Source organism: Streptomyces sp. NPDC024687, from assembly GCF_055559055.1.
Window position 1 is genome coordinate 128,146 of record NZ_JBVHLJ010000011.1, and the last position, 20,368, is coordinate 148,513.

A 20,368-nucleotide genomic window follows, 5' to 3' on the forward strand; every position below is an offset into this window, starting at 1 on the left:
GTGCGGTTCGACCGAGCCGTTCGGTTGGCGACACCCTTGCGTTCGCGGCTTGCGGGGGTCACGGGCTGTGCCCGACCGTGGCGGCGGGGCCGGGCGCGGTGAGACCGTCCGCGGGTGGCCAACACCGCTGGTGGGGAGAGCACTTCGGAACGGCCGGACCACCGCGCCGCGTCTGCCCTGCGCTTTGCCACGGAACTCGTCGCGTGGGTGGCCACCCCTGGCCCCTGGCCGGCCAGTCCTGGCTGCTCAGCGCCCTGTCCGTGGGACCGAGCCAGCGTGATCACCGCGGTGCCGGGCTGGACCACGATCTTGCCGACAGGCCGGCCACCCGTCAGCCGTGCCTTCCAACCACTCAAGTCACGCCCGGGGATCGGCGATGGGCGGCGCTTCGACGGTCAGGCGCGGTCGTGGAGGGTGATGTGGTAGCCGTCGGGGTCGGCGAAGGTGAAGGTCCGGCCGAAGGGGCCGTCGATCGGTGCGGAGACGATCGTGTGACCGTCGGTGACGAGCGCGTCGTGAATGTCCTGGACGTCTGTGGCGTGGAGCCAGATCGCGGCACCGATGCCGGGCCGGGCGACGGATGCGAGATCGGTGCCGGGAATGACGTCGCGGAGTGCGAACGCGATCGGCTTCGTCTCGAAGACGACGGCGTGCGGAGGTCCGGTCTGCGAGCGGACGAGGCCGAGGTACTGCTCGTAGAACGCCTGCGAGGCGTCGAGGTCGCGCGCCTGGAGCGAGATGAAGTCGGGACCGGTGGCGGGCATGAGGATGCTCCTTCTCTCCGTGTCAGATTCCTGACACGGGTCAAGGTATGTCAGAATCCTGACATGAGTCAAAACCACGCCGGGGTCGACCTGGACAAATCGCTGGGCTACCTGCTGAAGGAGGCTTCGAGCGCCCTGCGCTCAGCCATGGAGGATGTGCTGCGGCCACTCGGGATGAGCGTGACGCGCTACTCCTGCCTCGAACTGCTGGCTCAGCGACCGGGCTTGTCGAACTCCGAACTCGCGCGGGGCGCGTTCGTGACACGGCAGTCGATGAACGTGCTGCTCCAGGCCCTGGAACGCGACGGCTACGTGACCAGGCCCGAGGCAGCCCCGGTGGGGAAGGTTCTTCCCACCCGGCTCACGCCTCGCGGTCGGCGGGTCCTCGAGAAGGCGAGCGTGGCGGTCCGGTCCGTCGAGATCAGAATGCTGGCCGGCTTGACCGAGGCCGAGCAGTCGGGGGCGTTGCGAATCCTGCAGAGCATGATCCGGTCCTTGCGCGATGACAATGGAGACAAGACCGGTGCATAGCTCTTCGGAGGGCCGGGGTCCCCTGGTCAGATCTTCCAGGAGCGCAGCTGCTCGGCGATCTCGGGAACGCGCAGCCGGGCATCGCGCATCTTGCGCACGAGGTCGGACAGTGCGCCGTACGGCGGGTCGATGCCCTCGCCCGACTGGTCCATGTACTGGGCCGCGACGAACGCGGCGTACAGGCTGTTGCGGTGCGGGAGCGGCTCCAGGCGCACGATCGTGTGCATGAGCGCGGCCGCCCGCCACGCGGCATCCGGGTCGGCTGCCCGGAGGGTGGGCAGTTTGGTCCTGTGCCGGGCCACAGCGGCGACCAGGGCGGAGTAGTCGGCGACCGACATGTCCTCGGAGCCGAGGGCGGTCTCCTGGACGTCGAGGAGCCAGGAGACGTCGATATGGAGGTGCATCAGGCGGCCGCGGCCCCGCCGGGGCGCTCCGCGGGGGGAACCTCGTCCGGGAAGGCGTCGTCGAACTCCTGACGCAGCCGGTCGGCCCAGGCGCTCGCGCCCGCGATGAACTGCTTGCGCTGCATTTCGCGGACACCGAGGTCGTGCAGGTACTGCTTGAGGCTCTTGCCCTCGGCGGCCGCAGCCGCGCGGACACCTTCGAGCTCTTCCTCGGTGAACGGCACGTTCAGGGATGGCATACACGAGATGGTACCTAGTAGGTACCGAGTGTGTGAACCGTCAGCACAGCCGCCCTGCGAGACCGGGCGAGCAGCGGTTCGGTTCTGCCCGGTTCGGCCGGCAGCTCGGCGTCGCCCTTGCCCGGATCCGCACTGCAGAGCGGAGGGATCACTCGATCGTGAGTTCTTCCCCGGTCGCAGCGCGCATGCCGGGATGCTCGGGAGGGCGGTGTGCGCCCAGGGCTGCACGGCGGATGAGGGGGATGGCGTGACGCGAGAAACGGGACCGCGCGGAGGCTCGACCAGCGACAGGCAGGCACTGTTGCTGGCTGCCGGACTGGCCGATCTGGCGGTGAGCACCGTGGGTTCGGCCCTGGGGACGGTACGGGGGCTGTTGCGCCGGTCCGACGCCACCGAGCTGGCCGCGGAGGCGGAACACGAGCTCATGGCGCGTGGCCGTCTGGTGCTGGACCGGTATGCGACCGTGCCCCCGGCCCACTTGGAGATCCTTGCCCAGCGCGCCCTGGCCCGGAAGGCCACCGGTGGCGTATGAGCGGTGGGAGCCGACCGCGTTCAAGGCCCGTGTGGACGAGGTGCTGCGGAGGTTCGTGGCCCGGGAGGCCGATGAGTTCGCGGCCGTCGACCCGATGCTCGGCGCCGTGGCCCAGGGGCTGGAGGCGGCGGTCGCGGACGGCAAACGGCTGCGAGCGGCGTTCTGCTACTGGGGGTGGCGGGCGGTCGGACAGCCGGACAGTGAAGCACTCGTGCGGGCGGCAGCCTCGATGGAGCTGGTGCACGCCGCCGCGGTCGTGCATGACGACCTCATCGACGACAGCCCGCTGCGGCACGGCCGGCCCACCACGCACGTCGCCCTGCGCGGGGCCGTAGGGGCTCGTCCGGACGCCGATGCCGCCGCGCGGTCGCTCGCGATGCTGGTGGGAGACCTGCTGATGGCGCTGGCCGGGCAGTTGTTCGCCACCAGTGGTGTGCCCGCCGCGTATCTCGTCCGGGCCCGCCCGTTGTGGGCGGTGATGGCCCGTGAGCTGATCGCCGGCGAGTGCCTGGAGATCCTGCGCACCGGTGCCGGTCCTGACACCGAGACGGCGCTGAAGGTGATCCGGTACAAGACCGCCAAGTACACCGTCGAACAGCCCCTGTTGATCGGGGGTGCGCTGGCCGGCGCGGGCGCGCGGCTGCGCGAGGGCTACTCCGCGTACGGGCTGCCGCTGGGCGAGGCGTTCCAGCTCCGGGACGACCTGCTCGGGCTGTTCGGCGACCCCGAGCTCACCGGCAAGGCCAATGCCGACGATGTGCGCGGCCGGCGGCCCACGGCGCTGCTGGCGGAGACATGGCGGCTCGCCGACGACGCGGAACGCGCGGTGCTGCACTCCCTGCTGGGCCGCAACGACCTGGACGGGGAGGCGCTGGACAGGGTGCGCGCGGTGATGCGCCGGCTCAAGGCGCCCGACCGCATCGAGCACATGATCGGGGCACGGGTCGAGGAGGCTCTCGGCGTCCTCCACGAACTGGATCTACCGGCGCACGCCGCCCACGGACTGTCCGCGCTGGCCCATTCCGCGGCGGTACGCCTTTCCTGACCCTGCCATCAGGGCGGCACGGGCTCGTGGCGCCCCGGGCAGCCGACCCTCCCGGCTGTCGTGGACCCTCCAGAGGAAGACGAGGAACCCTGCCATGGCCTACACCGAGGCATCACTGGACGCCCTGCGGCGGGCCGGGGACGAACTCGCCGACGCCACCGTCGCCGAGCTCTTCGCACGCGGGGAGGTGGGCACGTTCAACACCCTGATGCGTTACGTCTCCACCGCCGGCGCTCCCCTGCCGGACGGTCTGCCCGATGTCGCACGCGAGTATCTCGAAGTCACCCGCACCCCGCCGCCCTGGGTGGACTGGGCGCAGATGGAGCAAGCACGGCTCTTCTTCATCGACAACAACGTGCACATCTCCACCGCGCTGTCCTTCGCCGCCATGCCCGCCTGCTACGTCGTCCCGCACGTGGCGAAGCTGCTGTCGGCCAGTCACGGCCTGAAGTACCCGTCCAAACGGATGGCGGAGACCGGGCAGTTCACCGTCCATCTGATGCAGCCCGACGCCTTCGAGGCCGGCAGCCGCTTCATCCCCGCCGCCCAGAAGGTACGCCTCCTGCACGCCTCCATCCGCCACCACCTCGCCCGCGAGAACCACTGGGACACCGCGGTGCACGGCACGCCGATCTGCCAGGAGGACATGATCGGCGGGCAGATGTTCTTCTCCCTGCTCGTCCTGGACAGCCTGCACCGGCTCGGGATCCACATGTCGACCGAGGGCGCGGAGGCGTACTACTACGCGTGGCGCGTCGTCGGCGCCATGCTGGGCGTCGACCAGAACGCCGTACCCCTGACCCTCGACGAAGCCCGCCAGTTCCTCGACCTGTACATGGTGCGGCACATGGGGCCGTCCGAGGAGGGCGCCCAGCTGACCCGGGGGTTGATCGACCTCTACGAGGAGGTGGTACCGGGCACCTTCTTCGACCCCGTCGTCTCCGCCCTCATCCGCCACCTCATCGGCGACACCTGCGCCGACTGGCTCCGTGTGCCGCGCACCTCGTGGGACACCGCGGTCAAGGCCGTACCGCACCTCCTCGGCGTCCTGGAGACCATCGAGGACCGGTCGCCGCTCGGCGCCTGGGCCCTGGACCGCCTCGGCCACCTCACCACGGTCTTCGAACTGTCCTCCCTCACCCGTGGACGCGTCATGCACTACGCGATCCCCGAAACCCTCAAGAAGGACTACGGCATCACCGGCACAGTCCCCCGCACCCGCCGGTGGACCCCACCGACCAGCACCGTCTGACACGCCGCCGCCCAGGTGGGCCCGGTGAGGCGGATCGGCCGGAAGCACGGCTGCCATGCCGGCAGACGGTCCTGTCGGCTGATGGTCGTCCGCCCCGGCCACCTAGCGGAGCCGCCGACGCCCAACCGTCTGATTCATGACCACTTGCCATCGCCCGATAACCCTCCTATGGTCGCATGACCGTAAGACTTACGTCCGTAAGATATACGCGTTTGCGCCAGAACCCAGGGAGCTCGTGATGGCGACAAATCGACCGGTGGTACTCGTGACGGGTGCCTGCCTCATCGGGGGTCGGTAAGGAGACGGCCCGCGCCTTCGCCGCGGCGGGCTTCGAGGTGATCGGGACCGCTCGCAACACCGCGCGGGTCACCGCGCCCGCCGGGGTGAGCTACCTCGACCTCGACGTGACCAGCGACGAATCGGTCGCCTCCGTGGTCAAGCAGGTGATCGACCGGTGCGGGCGCATCGACGTCCTGGTCAACAATGCCGGCGTCGGCGCCAACGGTGCCGCCGAGGAGTTCTCCGTCGCCCGGACGCAGGAAGTCTTCGACGTCAACGTCTACGGCATCATGCGGATGACCAAGGCGGTCCTGCCGCACATGCGCGCGCAGCGGCGCGGACGCGTCATCAACGTCTCTTCCCTCAGCGGGTTCGTCCCCAGCCCGTTCATGGCCGTCTACACCTCGACCAAGCACGCGGTCGAGGGCTACTCCGGGTCGCTGGACCACGAGGTCCGCGAGCACGGCGTCCGGATCCTGCTCGTCGAGCCCGGCCCGATCAACACCCCGTTCGGGGACCACAGCGTGCAGGGCGACACCCCGATGCCGCTCTACGCGTCGGGACGGCGCACCTTCGACGAGGTGCTGGCCAAGAACACCAGCGGCGGCGACGATCCCGCCACCGTCGCCAAGGTCATCGTAGCGGCGGCCACCGACCGCAACCCGAGACTGCGGCGCACCGCCGGTACGACGGCCGCCGGCATCAGCGTGTTCCACCGCGTCCTGCCTCCCCGGATCTTCGACCGCATCGTCCGCAGGTTCAACCGGATGCCGAACTGACACTCCGACCCGTCCAGGCCGGCGGCCGGAGTCCGAGCCCCGGCCGCGACAGAGGAACACATCGTGCGGTACCCGAAAGAACACAAACAGCAGACACGGCAGCGGATCGTCGAGACGGCCGGCCGTCGGCTCAAGCGCAACGGCATCGACGGCTCAGGAATCGCCACGCTCATGAAGGACGCGGGCCTGACCAACGGCACCTTCTACGCCTACTTCCCCTCCAAGGACCACCTCGTCGCCACCGCGGTCGCCGAGCAGATGCGCGCCCAGCACGAGAACATCGTCGCCCACGCGGCACCCGGCCGCGCCGGTCTCGAGCAGATCGTTCGCTGGTATTTCTCCCCCGGACAGCGCGACAACATCGAGGACGGCTGCCCCAACGCCGCCCTCCTCGACGAGATCACACGCTCCACCGATCCCACCCGGCAGGCGTACACCGCCGGCGTGCTGACCCTCATCGACGGCTTCGCTGCCCGCCTGGCACCCCACGACCCGTCCTCGGCCCGTCTGACATCACTCAGCCTCCTCGGCATGATGGCCGGGACACTGCAGCTCTCCCGTGCCCTGCCCGACCGGCAACTCGCCGACCGACTCCTCGCACAGGGCATCCGCGACGCCCTCGCACTTCTGGACGCCGAGCAGAACGGCTGAAGAGCCGCCGGGCGGCGGGGTTCCGTGTCCTGTCGCCCGGCCCGGTCCGACGCTCGTGTGTCAGGGCCTGATCGTCAGCCAGTCGAGCGCGGCGACCCGGCCCGTGCCCTTCGCCACGAGGTAGAGGTCGTGCGCGCCCATGACCTCGCGCTTGAGGGGCACGGACAGTTCCTGCCAGTTCCCGGTACCCGTGACGGGCACGACCGCGGCCACTGGACCGTCCGGCGCGTCCAGGCGCAGCTGGAACGAGCAGGCCCGGGCGCAAAGGGAGTCGAGCCGTACGGTGAGGTGCTTTCCGCTGATGTTCGCCTTGCGGAAGGCCACCCAGTCGCCGGAGTCGAGGACCCCGGTGGCCGCCGTGCCGCGCCCCGCGCCCCGTACAGTCGTCGCGTTTTCGGCCTGGAGCGTCGAGGTGGCGTCGGGGCCGTCGCCGTACAGCCGGATGTCGTTGACGACCCAGGGCGTGGGGCCGCTCGCGGTGAGGGTGATCTGTATGTAGCGGGCGGTGGTCTGCCGGGGGAAGACCGCGTCCTGGGTGAAGGAGCGGCCGGAGACCCGGGCGAGCGGCTTGCCCCAGTGCGTGCCGTCACTGCTCACGGAGACCATGAAGCCGTACGGCTGCCGGCCGCCGGTGTCGCGGCCCGCGTCGAGGGAGAGCCGGTTGAACGTCTTGCTCTCGCCGAGGTCGACGGTCAGGGACTGGCCGGCGGCCTGCGGGGCGGCACCCGTCCAGCGGGTGTTGATGTCGCCGTCGACGGTGACGGCGGCGTCGGTGCCGTCGCTCGCGGTGGCGCTCCAGTTGCCGTGCCGCACCCGCTGCTGACAACCGGGCAGGTCGCAGCCGGTGGACCAGATGGGTGCGCCGTACTCGTAGGCGCCCTGGTCCGGAGCCGTGCCCAGGGTGTCGGTGGTGATGCCGTCGACCACCTCGCCGGCGTCGATGGCGGGCGATCCGGGCGTCAGCCACAGCTCGCCGTTGACGGCGTCCGTGTAGCCGGGGGTGGTGCTGATCAGGTTGGAGCGGACGATCGGCAGCGGGTTGCCGGTCTGCGTCGCGGTGACCGGCTTGGGTCCGATGATGTTGCTGAGGTACGAGCCGGACGCGTCCGTCGCGCCGCCGAGGGCGGACGAGGCGGTACCGATGCCCACGCCGTAGCTGGAGTTGTGGTCCTCGTTGGCGATGCTGGGGCCGGTGTGACCGTTGAAGTAGACGCCCCGGGCGCCGGTGTTCCAGGCCACGTTGTGGTGCAGCTTGAAGTGGCCGGAGTAGTTGTCGACGTAGTAGCCGTTCTGGCCGCTGGAGTCGTGCGCGGTGTTGTGGTCGATGGAGCTTCGGGTGCCGTTCAGGTAGCAGCACACGTAGAAGGGTGAACCGTCGCGGGAGGTGCGCATCGCCTCGGAGATGTCGTTGTAGGCGATGCGGTTGTCGTGGTACTCGGTGCCGTTGATCTGGTAGGCGGTGTCGATGGCCGCCCGTCCGGTGCGGCGGATCGTGTTGTGGGTGACCGTGTGGCCGTTGCCGTTGATCTCGATGCCGGGGGTGTAGCTGCCCATCCAGCCCACATCGTGGATGTAGTTGTTGGTGACGGTGTTGCCGGTGCCGCGGACCAGGACTCCGTCACCGGCCGACTGCGCGATCTCGCTGTTCTTCAGCGTGTTTCCGGTACCGCGGATCTGGATGCCGGAGTCGAGGATGCGGGAGGCGACGATGTGGCCCTCGGCCGGCTCGATCGCGAGGTCGCTGTCCGGCGGCATGGGCAGGGTGGAGTACTCGGAGATGTATGTGGCGTGCAGGCGGTCGACCACGACTCCTGTACTGGCCGTGCCCGTGCGCAGGGAGGTTCCCCACAGGTTCAGTCCCCGCACGGTGACGTACGAGCTGTCGCTCAGGTCGACGCCCCACAGCCGGTGCTTGGCGGTCACCGTGTGTCCGGCGATGCCGCCCTTCGGGGGGACCAGGTAGAGCCGGTGCGCCGTCTTCTCGTAGTACCACTCCCCCGGCTGGTCGAGGGCGGCCTTCGATCCGACGAGGTAGTAGTTGCGGTAGGGCTGGTTGCCCATGCAGAGCGGGGTGCAGCGGTAGTTGCCGCCCTTGAAGTCCAGCTTGCCGGGTGCCGAGGCCGTGGCCGTGCCGGTCTGCTGGGCCCACGGGTTGGAGCCCGCCCACAGATGCACGGTGGCGCCGGTCCAGTCGGCGTCGGGCAGGTCGGTGTCGTCGATGTGCTGGTCGGTGGAGGTGGTGTCGGCCTCGGCCCAGGTCGCGTTCAGCGGATCGGCCCCTGAGTTGGGCCAACGGCCTTCCGCGGCCCGGGTGTTGTCCAGGAACACCGCGTTGAAGTCGGGGTCGGGCGGCAGGTCGGTGTCGGCGGCGATCAGTCCGCCGCCCGCGTCCTTCCAGCCGGTCACCTTTTCCGTTCCGTCGACGGTCACCGGGCCGTCGCCGTACGCGGCGATCGTGACCGGGGCGCCCTCGGTGCCGGAAGGAGGAGTGAGCTGTTCGCGGTAGGTGCCTTGGTGGATCAAGCAGGTGTCGCCGGGGTGGACGCGGTCGAGGCAGGCGCCGATGGTGCGCAGAGGGCTTGCCTTTGTGCCGTGGGCATGGTCGTTGCCCCGGGGGGCGACGTGATACGTGTGGCCGGACTGCGCCGCCTGCGCCTGCACCGGGAAGGTCAGCAGGGCGGTCACCGCAGCCAGTACGGACAGATGTCTGAGTCTCAAGTCCCGTCTCCAGTCGTCGGATGTGCGGTGGTCGGGGGATGTGGGAGGGGCGTCCTCTGGGTGAGAGGCGGGGGTTCTCGCCACGCCGTGTCCGCTTCGTGCCCGGCCGGGGCACCGAGCACGGCACACCTCAACCAGTGCTCACCGGGCGGGAGTCGGCCGACGAGTACGGGCAGGGCGGTGCGTCGGGCGAGGACGTTCGTGCCGGGCAGGCAGTCGACGACCTCGCCCTCGCGCCGGCCGTCGAGGTCTCGCAGTCCGGTGACGCCCGCGGGGGCCGACACCCGTGCCTGTCCCGGCCCGGCGTCGCGGTCCGTGCTCGCGTCCCGGTCGACGGCGAAGCCGCCCTCGGCGGTGTGCAGGGCGCGCGCGGTGCGGAGGCGGTGGACGCGCACGTGCCAGGGCGCGGCGGCCGTCAGCCAGGTGGTGATCTCCACGTCGGGCCATGGGTGCCAGGTGCTGAGGACCGTGTCGGCGGTGACGTAGTGGGCGGCCGGTTCCTCGCGCACCCGGTAGTGCGCCCCGCCGTCGTCGCTCAGGGCCAACATCGAGTCGTACGCGCCCTGTTCGAGGCCGAGCGTGCCGTTCGGCAGACTGAAGCCGAAGCGGGTCGAGTACGCGAACTTGGCGTACTTCTCTGCGCCGTGGCGTACCCACGGGTGGTGCTGGCGCCCGGCGAGAAGGGTGACGTCGCCGTGCGTGCGCATCAGCACCGCCCCGGCGTGCGGCTGGGCGCTGACGGCGGGCAGGGCGGCGGGTGCCGGTTCCTCCTTCGCGGTCCAGAACGCGTGCTGCTCGGGCAGCGCGAGCGGCAGATACGCCTTGAGCGACCAGTAGGGCGAGCCCGGCGCGTTGTACTGCTCGGCCAGCGCGGGCTGCGGATAGCCGTATCCGACGGACAGCAGCCCGTCGGGGCCGGTCACCGGCTGCCCCTGCCACCAGCGCAGATGCCGTAGCAGGTATCCCTTCACCTCACCCCACGGCAGTACGTCGACGCCCGCGAACGGCAGCGCGCCCCAGAAGGCGGCCTGCGCCCAGCGGTAGGTGAGGCTGCGGCCGTACGGGACGGCGGCGCCGTCGTCGGCGAACCAGTGCCGGAAGTCGTCGGCGAACCGCGCCGCCCGGTCCTTGAAGCGGTCGCCGCCGGTCAGCGTGTCGTGGAGCAGGCCGTAGAAGTGCATGGCCCACGGGACGTAGTAGTCGCGGCGCTCGGTGGGGCCGTCCGCGTACCAGCCGTCTCCGAGCCAGAAGCTCTCCAGACGGTCGAGGCGTGTGGTGATCAGTGAGCGGTCGTAGGGCACCCCCACCCGGTCGAGGGCAAGGCTGATCAGCACCGGGAAGAAGAGCCAGTTGTTGTCGGTGGTCTCCCGGGGCAGCGCGCTGAGCAGCCAGCGGGCGAGCCGGTCGCGTTCGGGGCCGGTCAGCGGGTCCCACCACAGCTCGGGGGCGAGGGCGAGCGCGAAGCCGATGGCGGCCATCTCGACGATGCGCTGGTCGTGGTCGACGGGCTCGCCCCAGTACTCCGGGTGCGCGGGATCGCTGCCGTGGGCGAGTCCCCGGACCCACAACTCGGCGTGCGGTACGGCCTGTCCGCCCGCCGCGAGGGGCGCCAGGCCCCACAACGGCCGGGCGAACGCCTCCAGTTCGGCGGCCGTGTCGTCGTGGATCGCCGTGTTCACGCCGAGCCGTACGCGCGCCCGGCCCGCGCTGAAGCGGGGCACCAGGGGATCTGTCAAGTCCCTCACCCGGTAGGTCATTTCGGTGCGTGCGTCCTCGCCCATCAGCCCTTCTCCGCCCCGGCCAGCAGCCCGGTGCGCAGAAAGCGCTGGGCCAGGACGAAACCGATCAGCAGCGGCGCGCAGGCCACGAGTCCCGCCAGGGCCGCCTCCGGCTGGTGGATGTCGAGGTCGGCGAAGCCGCTGGAGTTGTTGACCGCGCCGGTGGACTGCAGCAGGGACATCAGGCCGAGCTGGAGGGTGAAGGTGCGGTCGTCGGAGAGCATCACGAAGGGCAGGAAGAAGTCGGTCCAGCAGCGGACGAAGCCGAAGAAGGCGATCAGCGCGATGGCGGGGCGGGCCAGCGGCACCGCGAGCGACCAGAACAGCCGCAGTTCGCTCGCCCCGTCGACGCGTCCGGCGTCCAGCAGGCTGTCGGGCAGGTTCGCCTGGAAGTGGAGGAAGGCGAGGTAGACGCCGAAGGGGTAGAAGGACAGCGGAAGGATCACCGACCAGACCGTGCCGGTGAGGTCGAGTGCCGACATCTCGAGGTACAGCGGGAGCACCAGCGCGGCCGGGGGCAGGATCATCGTCACGATGGAGAGTGTGAGCAGGGCTCGGCGGCCGGCGAAGTCGTGTTTGGCCAGGGCATAGCCCGCGGGGACGCACAACAGCAGCGAGACGGCCACGCTGGCCGCCGCGTAGATGATCGAGTTGCCGATCCACAGGGTGATCTGGCCGTCGTTGTACGACGTCAGGTGTGACCAGGCGTCGCCCACGTTGCCCAGCGAGCCGAAGCCGAGGGGTGAGCCGGTGGTCAGGTCGTCGGCCGTGCGGGTGGGTGCGAGGAGCAGCCAGAGCAGGGGCAGTCCGAAGAAGACGGCCGCGCCGAGCAGGAACAGGGCGCGGGCGCCGCGCGACAGAGCGGTCATCGCCTCACTCACCGGGAGTCGGAGGAGTCGGTGGCGTACATACGGGTGCGGGTGATCACGATCCAGGCGGCCAGCACCCCGACCGCGAGCATGGCCAGCGACAGCGCGGCGGCCTTGCCGAAGTCGCCGTCCTGGGTGGCGTAGGTGTAGGCGAGCTGGTTGACGGACCAGGTGGGGCTGATCTGGCCGGGGGCGCCGGTGGACAGCACGGTCGGCTCGACGAACACCTGACTGCCGGAGGCGAAACTGGAGATCAGCACGAAGGCGACGTACGTGCGGACCATCGGCAGCTTGACGTGCCACATGGTGCGCCAGGCGGAGGCGCCGTCGACCTGCGCGGCCTCCAGGACGTCCTTGGGAAGCGCGTTGAGCGCCCCGTACAGGACCACGATCCAGCCGCCGGCGTGCACCGCGACGCCCATCACGGTGAGGACGGCGATGACGCTGCCGCCGGACAGCGCGTCCGTGGCGCTCTGGACGTCCAGCAGCTTGAGCAGGGGCGAGAAGGGGCTGCTGTCCGGGCTGACCATGAACAGCCACAGCAGGGCCGCGGCCGAGCCGGTGACCGCGCCGGGCAGGTAGTAGACGAGTTGGAGCGCGCTCGTCGTGCGGCCGGGGCGGGCGTGCAGGGTGAAGGCGAGGGACAGGACGGTCAGCAGCAGGATCGGCAGCCAGAGCAGCAGATAGGTCGCCACGTTGGCGGCCGCGTCGGCCAGCCGGTAGTCCTCGAACACGGTCACCCAGTCGCGCCCGCCGGTGAAGGAGCCGTTGTCGACGAACGAGGTCCACAGGGCGTAACCGGCGGGCGCGAGCCCGAAGACCACGAGGAACACGGTGTAGGGGCCGACAAGGATCCAGACGGCGGCACGGCGGGAGGGTCGGCGCCGGCGGCGGGGGGTCACCGGTACCGGGGTCGCGGCCGCGGACGGGCGGGGTGTCGTGAGCGTTTTCATCCGACCGTGTACCCGGTGGTCTTGGCCGCTGCCTCCAGCTTGTCCTGCCAACTCGCCAGTGCGCCGCGGAGGTTGCCGCCCGAGTCGATCGCCTTGACGAGCGTGTCGTTGAAGCTGCTCTGCCAGTCGGCCTCGAAGCGGACCGCGCCGAAGCCGGGGCGCAGGGCGTTCGCGGCTGCGGTGAGGGCGGGCATCGGGTCGGAAGCGTAGTACGGGTCCTTCGACTTGGCCTCGCCCCACTTCGTCGCGGCTGCCGTGAAGGCGGGGTAAGTGGGCTGCTTCGCCTGGAGGTTGATGTCGGTGGTCATCCAGCGCAGGAGGTCCGCGGCGTCCTTGGTGCGTTCACCGGCGTGCGCGGAGACGAGGAAGGCGCCGCCGCCGACCTGTCCGGCGTAGGGCTTGTTCTCGCCGGGCCAGGTGGGCATGGGGGCGGCGGCGATGCGGCCCTTGGGCACCTTGAAGGCGGGTGCGAACATGAAGTCGCCGAACCAGGCCGGCGCCGGCAGCATGAGGATCTTGTCGCCCTTGCCGAACTTGGCGAAGCCCGGGTCAATGGGGACGACGGTGGTGACGGCCTTCTTCCGGGCGAGTGGCTGGAGCAGATCGGCGACTCGGGTGCAGTTCGCCTGGGCCAGGCCGATGTGGACCTCGGTGAGGCTGAGTGTGTCGCGGCTGGCGCAGCCGCTGCTGCCGAAGTAGATGCCGGCGCCGTACTTGCCGTTGACGGCTCCGACGATGGTGCCGGGGTGCTCGTCGGCCGCCTTGAGACCGGTCTGCTGGTACTCGGCCCAGGTCTTGGGGACCTGGTAGCCGTAGCGCTTCATCAGTGTCGCGTCGTACCACAGCACGGTGGGGGCGATGTCGTTGCGCAGGCAGTACGTCTTGCCGCCGAAGGTGCAGGTGTCGAGGGCGCCCGGGGTGAAGCCGTCGCGGACGGACTGGGGGACGAGGTCGTCGAGCGGGGCCGAGTAGCCGAACTTCTCGCTCGCGAGGGTCGCCGCCTCGGCCGGGTTGGCCAGGAAGGCGACGTCCGGCCAGCCGCTCTTGGTGCGGTTGGCGAGGGAGATCTTGGTGGGCACGTAGCCCGCGTCGGGCGGGATGGTGACGATGCGCAGCTTCAGGTCGGGATGGGCCTTCTTGTACTGCTGGGCCGCGGGCATCCGGGTGTTGTCCACCCAGACCAGTAACTCGCGCTTCCCGCCGCCCGAATCGCCGCCGGCGCCGCCACCGGTGCCTCCGCAGCCGGAGAGCACCAGAGCCGCGGTCGCGGCCAGGGAAGCCACGCGCCATCTCTTCATCGAGGACCACCTTTTTCGCCGAGGAGCCTTACTCCGCGACCGAGGATTGCGATAGTTTTCGCAAAGCTCGATCGTCCCGGCAACGTAGGAGATTCATCCGATGACGTCAACGGTTCGGACAGGATCCGGTGAGGCAAGACGGCGCACCCTGGCCGAAATTGCCGACCAGGCAGGCGTTTCGGTGTCCACGGTCTCCAAGGTGCTGCACGACAGGTCCGATGTATCGGCAGAGACGCGGGCCAAGGTGCAGCGCCTGCTCGGGCAGCACGGCTATCTGGCGAAACACCGCCCGGCGGCCACCGCGGCCCCGCCCGGCGGGCTGATCGACTTCGTCATCAACGAACTCGACAGCCCCTGGGCGGTCGAGTTGATCCGGGGCGCGGAGGACGTTCTGCACGACGCGGGCATGGGGCTGGTCGTCTCCTCCACCCACGGCCGGACCAAGCGCGCCCGTCAGTGGCTGGACTCTCTGGCCACCCGCTCCACGCGCGGAGCGATTCTCGTCGTGCCCGAACTGACGCCCGAGCAGCACGAGGAGCTGAACCGGCTGGGCATCCCCTTCGCGCTGGTGATGCCGATCGACGAACCCGTGCCGGGCACGCCGTGGGTGGGCGCGACCAACTGGCCCGGCGGACTGGCCGCGACCCGCCATCTCATTGAGCTGGGCCACCGGCGCATCGCGATCATCAGCGGACCGGAGCGTCGGCTCACCTCCCGGGCACGGGTCGACGGCTACCGCTCGGCGCTGGCCGAGGCCGGCCTTCCCTTCGACGCCGAGCTGGTGCGCTACGGCGACTTCACCCACAACCTGGCGCACCGACACGCCCTGGAGCTCATGGCGTTGCCCGACCGTCCGACGGCGATCTTCGCCGGCAGCGACCACCAGGCGCTGGGCACCTATCGGGCCGCCGCCGAACTGGGCCTGCGCATCCCGGCCGACGTCAGCGTGGTCGGCTTCGACGATCTGCCGTTCGCGGACTGGGTGACCCCACGCCTGACGACGGTCCGCACTCCGCTGGCCGACATGACGGCGCTCGCGGCCCGGATGGTGCTGCGGCTGCTGTCCGGGGAGCAGCCGGAGACGACGCGGGTGGAGGTGGCGACGGAACTGGTGGTGCGGGAGAGCAGCGGGCGGCGTCCAGCGTAGTGAGCCCGCCCTGCGGGGCGCCGGGTCACGCGTGGCGCCCCGGCGACGCGCGGTTCAGCTCGCGACTGGCGCTGCACTTCTGACAGCGGACCGAGGCCCGGCGGTGGGCCGTCGGACACACAGCCCACTGTCCCGGCGGGATCGCCGGTGTGAGCGCCGGGGACGTCCTCGCCACCGGATCGACGCCCACCGGCACCCGTCCTGCGGCCATCTGGAACTCCGCGCGAGGTCAGACCGGCGCCGGCGACCGCTGCCCTCCGCGTGGCCGCTGACACTGTCCGGGCGTAACGCGCGGCACAGGGCTCGCCCCGCCGCAAGCCGTCACTCGTCGTTCACCCACCGCATGAGCCGTTGCAGCGGGTAGAAGCCGTCGTGGGACAGTCCCGGCGGCATACCGCCCGCCCTGCCGAGGGAGACCACGCGTTGCACGCCGGCGCAGGCGAGGGCGTCACGCAGTTCCGCCTTGCGGGTGTCGGGGTACACGCCGACCGTCTGCGTGGCGACGCCGGTGTGGGCGACCGCCTCGGACAGTGCTCCGACCGGGACCACGTCGACGATCTTCCCGTCGGGGTGGAAGTCCACGGGTTCCGGTGAGCGGATGACCAGGCCCCGGCCGTCGTAGCCGCCCCACACCCGGTACTCGGGTTCCATGGAGCGCAGGACGTCGATCTCCTCGCGCAGTTCCGCGCCGACCCGTGGGCCGCCGGCCGAGCTGAACTCCCTTGCCACGCCAAGGCGTTCGCACAGCAGGGCGGCGTAGCGGTCGGCGTCGTCCCAGGAGCCCTCGACGAACTGGAAACGGCTGGCCACGCAGGCCTGCTGGTTGAAGAACGTGGCGTCGGCGGCGCCCGCGTCGGCCGCTCGGGCCAGGCTCTCCTCGGACTCGAACGCCTCCCGGCCGATCATCGAGATGGAGGTCTTGGGGTCGAAGGAGACGAGCTCGAATCCGGGGCCGACGTACTTCAGTGCGCTGCGAAGGGTGGCCTCGCCGCCCCAGGCGACCAGCTTGTCGAAGAACTGCGGGCGGAACAGCACGCTCTCCACGGCCTCGTCGCCGCCGCGCCAGTACACCGCGGAGAACGACCGCACCACCGGGTGCCCGGGGGCGACCGCGGCCATGGTGCGCAGGATCGCGGTCGCGGTGAACAGGTCGTTCGAGGGCAGCTTCAGCAGGTTTACGCCCTTGGTGAGCGCTCCGCGCACGACGGACATCGCCGCGACGCCGGGTGCGTTGCCCGCGATGATGTGCACCAGGCGCGGCGGGAACGCGCGGGTGGCAGCGATCCGGTCGTCGGGCAGGCGTACCTCACGCCAGCCGTCGAGCACGTCCGCACCGCCGAGTTCGTGGTCGATCTGGGCGTACAGGCCGGGGCGTTGGAAGCTGCGCCACAGCACGGCGTAGGCACGCTCCAGCACCTCCGCGGGCAGCGGACTGACCGGGACCATCCACTCCAGGGCTTCGGCGAGCAGGCCCGCGCGGTCCGCCTTGAGGGCCTCGCCGGTCTCCACCAGCAGGTCGACGATCTCCGCCACGGGCACATTGAATGCGGGCCCCGGTTCGGAGCGCGGCCACACGAGACGGTCCAGGTCGAGGGCCGGTGCGGTGAACCGGCCGAAGTCGACCGGGACGCTGTCGTCGACCTCGCCCCTGACCATGTGGACGACGGCCGTGGTGTCGCCGAGGGTCGTACCGCTCATCAGTGGATCATCCCCCGCACATAGGAGTCGAGTGTCGCGGCGCAGGTGATCTTGTCGTCGCCGCCGAGGTCGCCGTAGCGCCGGATGTCCGGCAGGACCGCCGGTCCCGGGCGGCCGCAGGTGCACGGCGAGAAGTCCACGAAGACCCGGTCGCCGCTGATCAGCCCGCCCCAGCGGCCCTCCAGGGAGATGTCGAGGAAGGCGAACCGCCCTTCCACCACGCCCTGTTCGGGGTTGAGCAGCTTCTCGCCGGGCTCGTCCAGCACCAGGGGGATCACCCAGGGCGGCACGTGGTAGTTGCCGTGCTCGCAGGCGAGGCAGGAGCCCTGGAGCTCGGTCATGCCGTAGCTGCGTACGCGGCGGACACCGTCGTAGAACGCGGTGAGCTGCTGTTGGTAGTCGTCGGGCAGCGCGCGGCCCTTGTTGCCGCCGCCGCTGAGCACCAGCGTGTCCGGATGCAGGCTGCCGTCGGGGACGCCGCGGGCGCGCAATCCCTGGATGAGGGTGAACTGCTGATTGTTCATGCCCGCGATCAGCAGCGGCTCGTCGCGGTGGGCGGCGATGTCGTCGACGATCGCGGTCATGGCCGCGCCCAGTTCCTGCTCGCGGGACTCGGAGGCGGACTCGAAGGAGCTGATCTCCTGCGGGGTCGCGGCGCCCTCCGCGATCCGGCGGCGCAGCAGTGCGCTGCTCATCAGCTCGGACACCCGCATCGCGTCCTCGGTGAGCAGCCGGGTCTCGCCGGGCTGTGCGAAGACGTCGGCGTGCCGGCGGAAGCCGTCGATGGAGCGCATCGGGCCGCTCGCGGGTGCGAGCAGATAGCCGCGGCGGGTGGGCTTCGGGGGCAGGGGGTCGGGCCAGCAGGTGAGGTTCTCGAGAATGTCGTGCAGGAAACTCAGGTCGCCGGCGTCGCAGTTGAGGAAGGAGACCTTCCCGGAGGTGCCGCTGGTGATGTACGGGCGGTGGCCGGCGGCGGTGATGCGGTCGGTCCACTCGTCGATGTCACGGACGCCGTCTATGTCGACGTCGCCGGGTTCGACCGCGGACACGGTGGTGTACCAGCGCAGGAGCCGGTCCCAGCGACCCGCGGTGATGAGGGAGACGGGGTAGGACTTGTAGCTGGTGTGCGAGAAGAGCAGCGGAACGAGGTCGTCGAGGCCGGTGACCTCGTCAACCCCGGTCTCCGCCGCCCGGGTGCGCAGCAGCGGAACGCGCTCCCGGTGGGCGGTGAAGGTTTCCCGGGCGGCCTCCAGCTGCAACTCCCTCAGTGCGTCGGCTGGTTGGTCGAAGGTGTCGCCGGAGAGGGCGAGGGATCGGATCTGCTCGCGTGCGCCTGGCACAGCGTTCACCTCAATCGGTTGCGTACGTGGTCTTTTCCGCTGTGGAGTGCGCGAGGTACGACGACTCGATCGCGTCGAGATTGCCGCGCAGTTCCTTCGGGGTGCCGGTCATGGTGACCCGGCCGCGGTGCAGGACGTACACGCGGTCGGCGATGTCCAGCACCTTGCGCACGTGCTGTTCGACCAGCAGCGCGCCGAGGCCCCGGTCGGCCGCCTCGCGCACCGCGCGCAGGAGGCGGTCGACCACCAACGGGGCGAGGCCGAGGGAGAGTTCGTCCGCGAGGAGCAGCTTGGGCGCGCGGCACAGGGCGCGGGCCAGCGACAGCATCTGCTGCTCGCCGCCGGACAGCATGCCCGCGCCGGTTGTGAGGCGCTTTTCGAGCTCGGGGAAGAGTTCCAGCGCCTGCTGGGACCTCACCCGGCCGACCCGCAGGTTGTCCGCGGTGTCGAGCCGGGTGAAGACGGCCCGCTCACCGACGTACGCCAGGCCCTGGCGGGCCCGGCGGTGCAGCGGTGTGCGGCCGGTTTCGCCCAGCCAGCGCACCTCGCCGCCCATGGGGGCGAGGCTACCGGAGAGCGCCCTCAGCGTGGTGGTCTTGCCCGCGCCGTTGGGGCCGAGCAGGGCGACGACCTCGCCGGGCCTGACCTCCAGGTCGAGGTCGCGTACGACCGGCTGGCTGCCGTATCCGGTGGACAGGGAGCGTGCTTCGATCAGGGGTGCGTCGGTGTCCGGCACGGGCCTGCTCCTCAGCCGGCCGACAGGGCCGTCAGGACCTTGCGGACGTCGACGAAGGTCGATCCGGGCTTGGCCCACTCGATCTTCCCGTCGCGGATGGTCAGTTCGGTGGCGGTGGTGTTGTGGATGCGGTTCAGCCCCTTGATCGGCAGGGCCGTGGACGCCTTCCAGCTCAGCGGCGGGGTCAGTCCGCCGGTGTCGATGCCCGGGGCGGTGTCGAGCTCCTGCACCAGGGCCTTCGCCGTGACGGTCGGGAGCTTCTTGGCGGCCTCGGTGAAGACCTTGAAGGCCACCCAGGTCGTCTCGTTGGCCCCGTTGCTGGTGTCGATGTCCTTGTCGCCGTCGGTGGCCGCGAGGAAGTCCTTCCAGGCGGCGTCGGAGGTCGGCGGGAAGTAGCCGGTGATCGCGGCGCCCTCCAGAGGGCCGCCGGCTCCGCCGGTGCTCTCGGCGAGCTGCGGGGTCAGGTTGCCGACGACGCTGCCGAGCTTCGTCTTGGCGCCCGACTGCACGTACGACTTCACGAAGAGGCCCGAGGCGGTGCCCATGATGACGCTCACGCAGTCGCTGCCCTTGGTCGCGGCGGCGACCTGCGGGGCGAGGTCGGTGGCGGTGAGCGGCACCTTGATGTCCTTGGGCGCCGGCGCTCCGGCGGAGACCGCGCCGACGGTGAGGAACTGGGAGACGACGGCGGCGGCGGCCACGTCGTAGCGCACGCCGGAGATCTTCTTGCAGCCGTTCTCCACCAGTTGCCGACCGTGGGCCGCGAAGATCACCGGGGTGCCGCCGTTGACCGGGAACGACAGCGGGTTGGAGAACTCGGCCGCCGAGACGCCGGTGCCGCCGATGTACGGGATGCCGGCCTTCTGCAGGATGGGCATGTAGCGATCGCCGGCGAGGCTGTAGGAGCCCACCACCGCGGCCACCTTCTCGGCGACCGCCTGCTGGGCACACTTCTCGGCCTCGTCGGGGTTGCCCTTCTCGTTGCAGGTGAGCACCTTCAGGGGGGCTCCCTTGATGCCGCCGTTGGCGTTGATCCACTTCTCGTACGCCTGGGCGGTGAGCCGGACTCCGGGCTGGGCGCTGCCCTGGGTGTCCTCCGGCGCCCAGACCATCACCTTGACCGGTGTGCCCTTCAGGGTGGAGGTCTCCTCCTTCGAACTGCCGGACGCCTCTCCCCCGCAACCGGCGGCGAGCAGTACTCCGGTGACCGCGAGGCAGCTCGCTACGGCGGTTCTGCGTCGGCGTGAGTGGTTCATGGTTCCTCCGCTGGGCTCGTCGTCGAGATGGCGAACAGCATGGGGTCTGTTTTGTGGTTAGTGAAGTACTCTCGGCACAATTATTTAAATGAATACACT

19 protein-coding genes are annotated in these 20,368 nt (G+C 70.3%); 7 read left to right on the forward strand and 12 right to left on the reverse strand.

The window, feature by feature from the left end; genetic code table 11:
- Positions 1-395 precede the first annotated feature (395 nt).
- A complete protein-coding gene (locus ACZ39I_RS34515) occupies positions 396-764 on the reverse strand; it encodes a VOC family protein (RefSeq protein WP_467248854.1) in 369 nt (122 codons plus the stop codon).
- Positions 765-827: 63 nt separating this feature from the next.
- Between ACZ39I_RS34515 and ACZ39I_RS34520 the strand changes: the two genes are divergently transcribed.
- A complete protein-coding gene (locus ACZ39I_RS34520; protein WP_467248855.1) occupies positions 828-1,295 on the forward strand; it encodes a MarR family winged helix-turn-helix transcriptional regulator in 468 nt (155 codons plus the stop codon).
- 26 nt (positions 1,296-1,321) lie between these two features.
- Here ACZ39I_RS34520 and ACZ39I_RS34525 read toward each other — a convergent pair whose 3' ends face one another.
- Together ACZ39I_RS34525 and ACZ39I_RS34530 are read right to left on the reverse strand one after the other, a co-directional pair.
- Positions 1,322-1,699 carry a toxin Doc gene (locus ACZ39I_RS34525; protein ID WP_467248856.1) on the reverse strand — a complete coding sequence of 126 codons (378 nt, stop codon included), beginning with the start codon at positions 1,697-1,699 and terminating at the stop codon, positions 1,322-1,324.
- Positions 1,699-1,938: a hypothetical protein gene (locus ACZ39I_RS34530; RefSeq protein WP_352385602.1), complete on the reverse strand. Its 240-nt coding sequence runs from the start codon at positions 1,936-1,938 to the stop codon at positions 1,699-1,701. Before ACZ39I_RS34530 ends, ACZ39I_RS34525 begins: the two co-directional genes overlap by 1 nt.
- Positions 1,939-2,185: 247 nt before the next feature.
- Between ACZ39I_RS34530 and ACZ39I_RS34535 the strand changes: the two genes are divergently transcribed.
- The 5 genes from ACZ39I_RS34535 (at position 2,186) to ACZ39I_RS34555 (ending at position 6,476) form a co-directional block, all read left to right on the forward strand.
- Entirely contained in the window at positions 2,186-2,470 is a 285-nt protein-coding gene (locus ACZ39I_RS34535; protein WP_467248857.1) for a polyprenyl synthetase, read from the forward strand.
- Entirely contained in the window at positions 2,460-3,515 is a 1,056-nt protein-coding gene (locus ACZ39I_RS34540) for a polyprenyl synthetase family protein (protein ID WP_467248858.1), read from the forward strand. Before ACZ39I_RS34535 ends, ACZ39I_RS34540 begins: the two co-directional genes overlap by 11 nt.
- A 94-nt stretch (positions 3,516-3,609) precedes the next feature.
- On the forward strand, positions 3,610-4,767 hold the full coding sequence (locus tag ACZ39I_RS34545; RefSeq protein ID WP_467248859.1) for an oxygenase MpaB family protein: 1,158 nt from the start codon (positions 3,610-3,612) through the stop codon (positions 4,765-4,767).
- A 272-nt stretch (positions 4,768-5,039) separates the two neighbouring features.
- Positions 5,040-5,825: an oxidoreductase gene (locus ACZ39I_RS34550; protein WP_467248860.1), complete on the forward strand. Its 786-nt coding sequence runs from the start codon at positions 5,040-5,042 to the stop codon at positions 5,823-5,825.
- Between the two features lie 60 nt (positions 5,826-5,885).
- Positions 5,886-6,476: a TetR/AcrR family transcriptional regulator gene (locus tag ACZ39I_RS34555; protein ID WP_467248982.1), complete on the forward strand. Its 591-nt coding sequence runs from the start codon at positions 5,886-5,888 to the stop codon at positions 6,474-6,476.
- Positions 6,477-6,536: 60 nt separating this feature from the next.
- Here ACZ39I_RS34555 and ACZ39I_RS34560 read toward each other — a convergent pair whose 3' ends face one another.
- The 5 genes from ACZ39I_RS34560 to ACZ39I_RS34580 are packed head-to-tail and all read right to left on the reverse strand — an operon-like array spanning position 6,537 to position 14,092.
- Positions 6,537-9,194, reverse strand: a complete 2,658-nt coding sequence (locus ACZ39I_RS34560; protein WP_467248861.1) for a discoidin domain-containing protein — start codon at positions 9,192-9,194, stop codon at positions 6,537-6,539.
- On the reverse strand, positions 9,191-10,975 hold the full coding sequence (locus ACZ39I_RS34565) for a DUF2264 domain-containing protein (RefSeq protein WP_467248862.1): 1,785 nt from the start codon (positions 10,973-10,975) through the stop codon (positions 9,191-9,193). Before ACZ39I_RS34565 ends, ACZ39I_RS34560 begins: the two co-directional genes overlap by 4 nt.
- Entirely contained in the window at positions 10,975-11,841 is an 867-nt protein-coding gene (locus tag ACZ39I_RS34570; RefSeq protein ID WP_467248863.1) for a carbohydrate ABC transporter permease, read from the reverse strand. The genes ACZ39I_RS34565 and ACZ39I_RS34570 overlap by 1 nt, the downstream gene beginning before the upstream one ends.
- Before the next feature lie 8 nt (positions 11,842-11,849).
- Positions 11,850-12,743, reverse strand: a complete 894-nt coding sequence (locus tag ACZ39I_RS34575; RefSeq protein ID WP_467248864.1) for a carbohydrate ABC transporter permease — start codon at positions 12,741-12,743, stop codon at positions 11,850-11,852.
- A 47-nt stretch (positions 12,744-12,790) separates the two neighbouring features.
- Complete coding sequence (locus tag ACZ39I_RS34580) at positions 12,791-14,092, reverse strand: ABC transporter substrate-binding protein (protein WP_467248865.1); 1,302 nt, start codon at positions 14,090-14,092, stop codon at positions 12,791-12,793.
- A 100-nt stretch (positions 14,093-14,192) separates the two neighbouring features.
- Between ACZ39I_RS34580 and ACZ39I_RS34585 the strand changes: the two genes are divergently transcribed.
- The gene (locus tag ACZ39I_RS34585; protein ID WP_467248866.1) at positions 14,193-15,239 is read left to right on the forward strand and encodes a LacI family DNA-binding transcriptional regulator; all 1,047 of its coding nucleotides are present in this window, start codon (positions 14,193-14,195) and stop codon (positions 15,237-15,239) included.
- Positions 15,240-15,560: 321 nt separating this feature from the next.
- Here ACZ39I_RS34585 and ACZ39I_RS34590 read toward each other — a convergent pair whose 3' ends face one another.
- The 4 genes from ACZ39I_RS34590 to ACZ39I_RS34605 are packed head-to-tail and all read right to left on the reverse strand — an operon-like array spanning position 15,561 to position 20,269.
- Positions 15,561-16,937, reverse strand: a complete 1,377-nt coding sequence (locus tag ACZ39I_RS34590; protein ID WP_467248867.1) for an acyl-CoA reductase — start codon at positions 16,935-16,937, stop codon at positions 15,561-15,563.
- Positions 16,937-18,277, reverse strand: coding sequence for a hypothetical protein (locus ACZ39I_RS34595; RefSeq protein WP_467248868.1), 1,341 nt, complete (start codon positions 18,275-18,277; stop codon positions 16,937-16,939). The genes ACZ39I_RS34590 and ACZ39I_RS34595 overlap by 1 nt, the downstream gene beginning before the upstream one ends.
- Positions 18,278-18,287: 10 nt before the next feature.
- A complete protein-coding gene (locus ACZ39I_RS34600) occupies positions 18,288-19,013 on the reverse strand; it encodes an ABC transporter ATP-binding protein (RefSeq protein WP_467248869.1) in 726 nt (241 codons plus the stop codon).
- 11 nt (positions 19,014-19,024) lie between these two features.
- On the reverse strand, positions 19,025-20,269 hold the full coding sequence (locus tag ACZ39I_RS34605; protein WP_467248870.1) for an ABC transporter substrate-binding protein: 1,245 nt from the start codon (positions 20,267-20,269) through the stop codon (positions 19,025-19,027).
- Positions 20,270-20,368 lie beyond the last annotated feature (99 nt).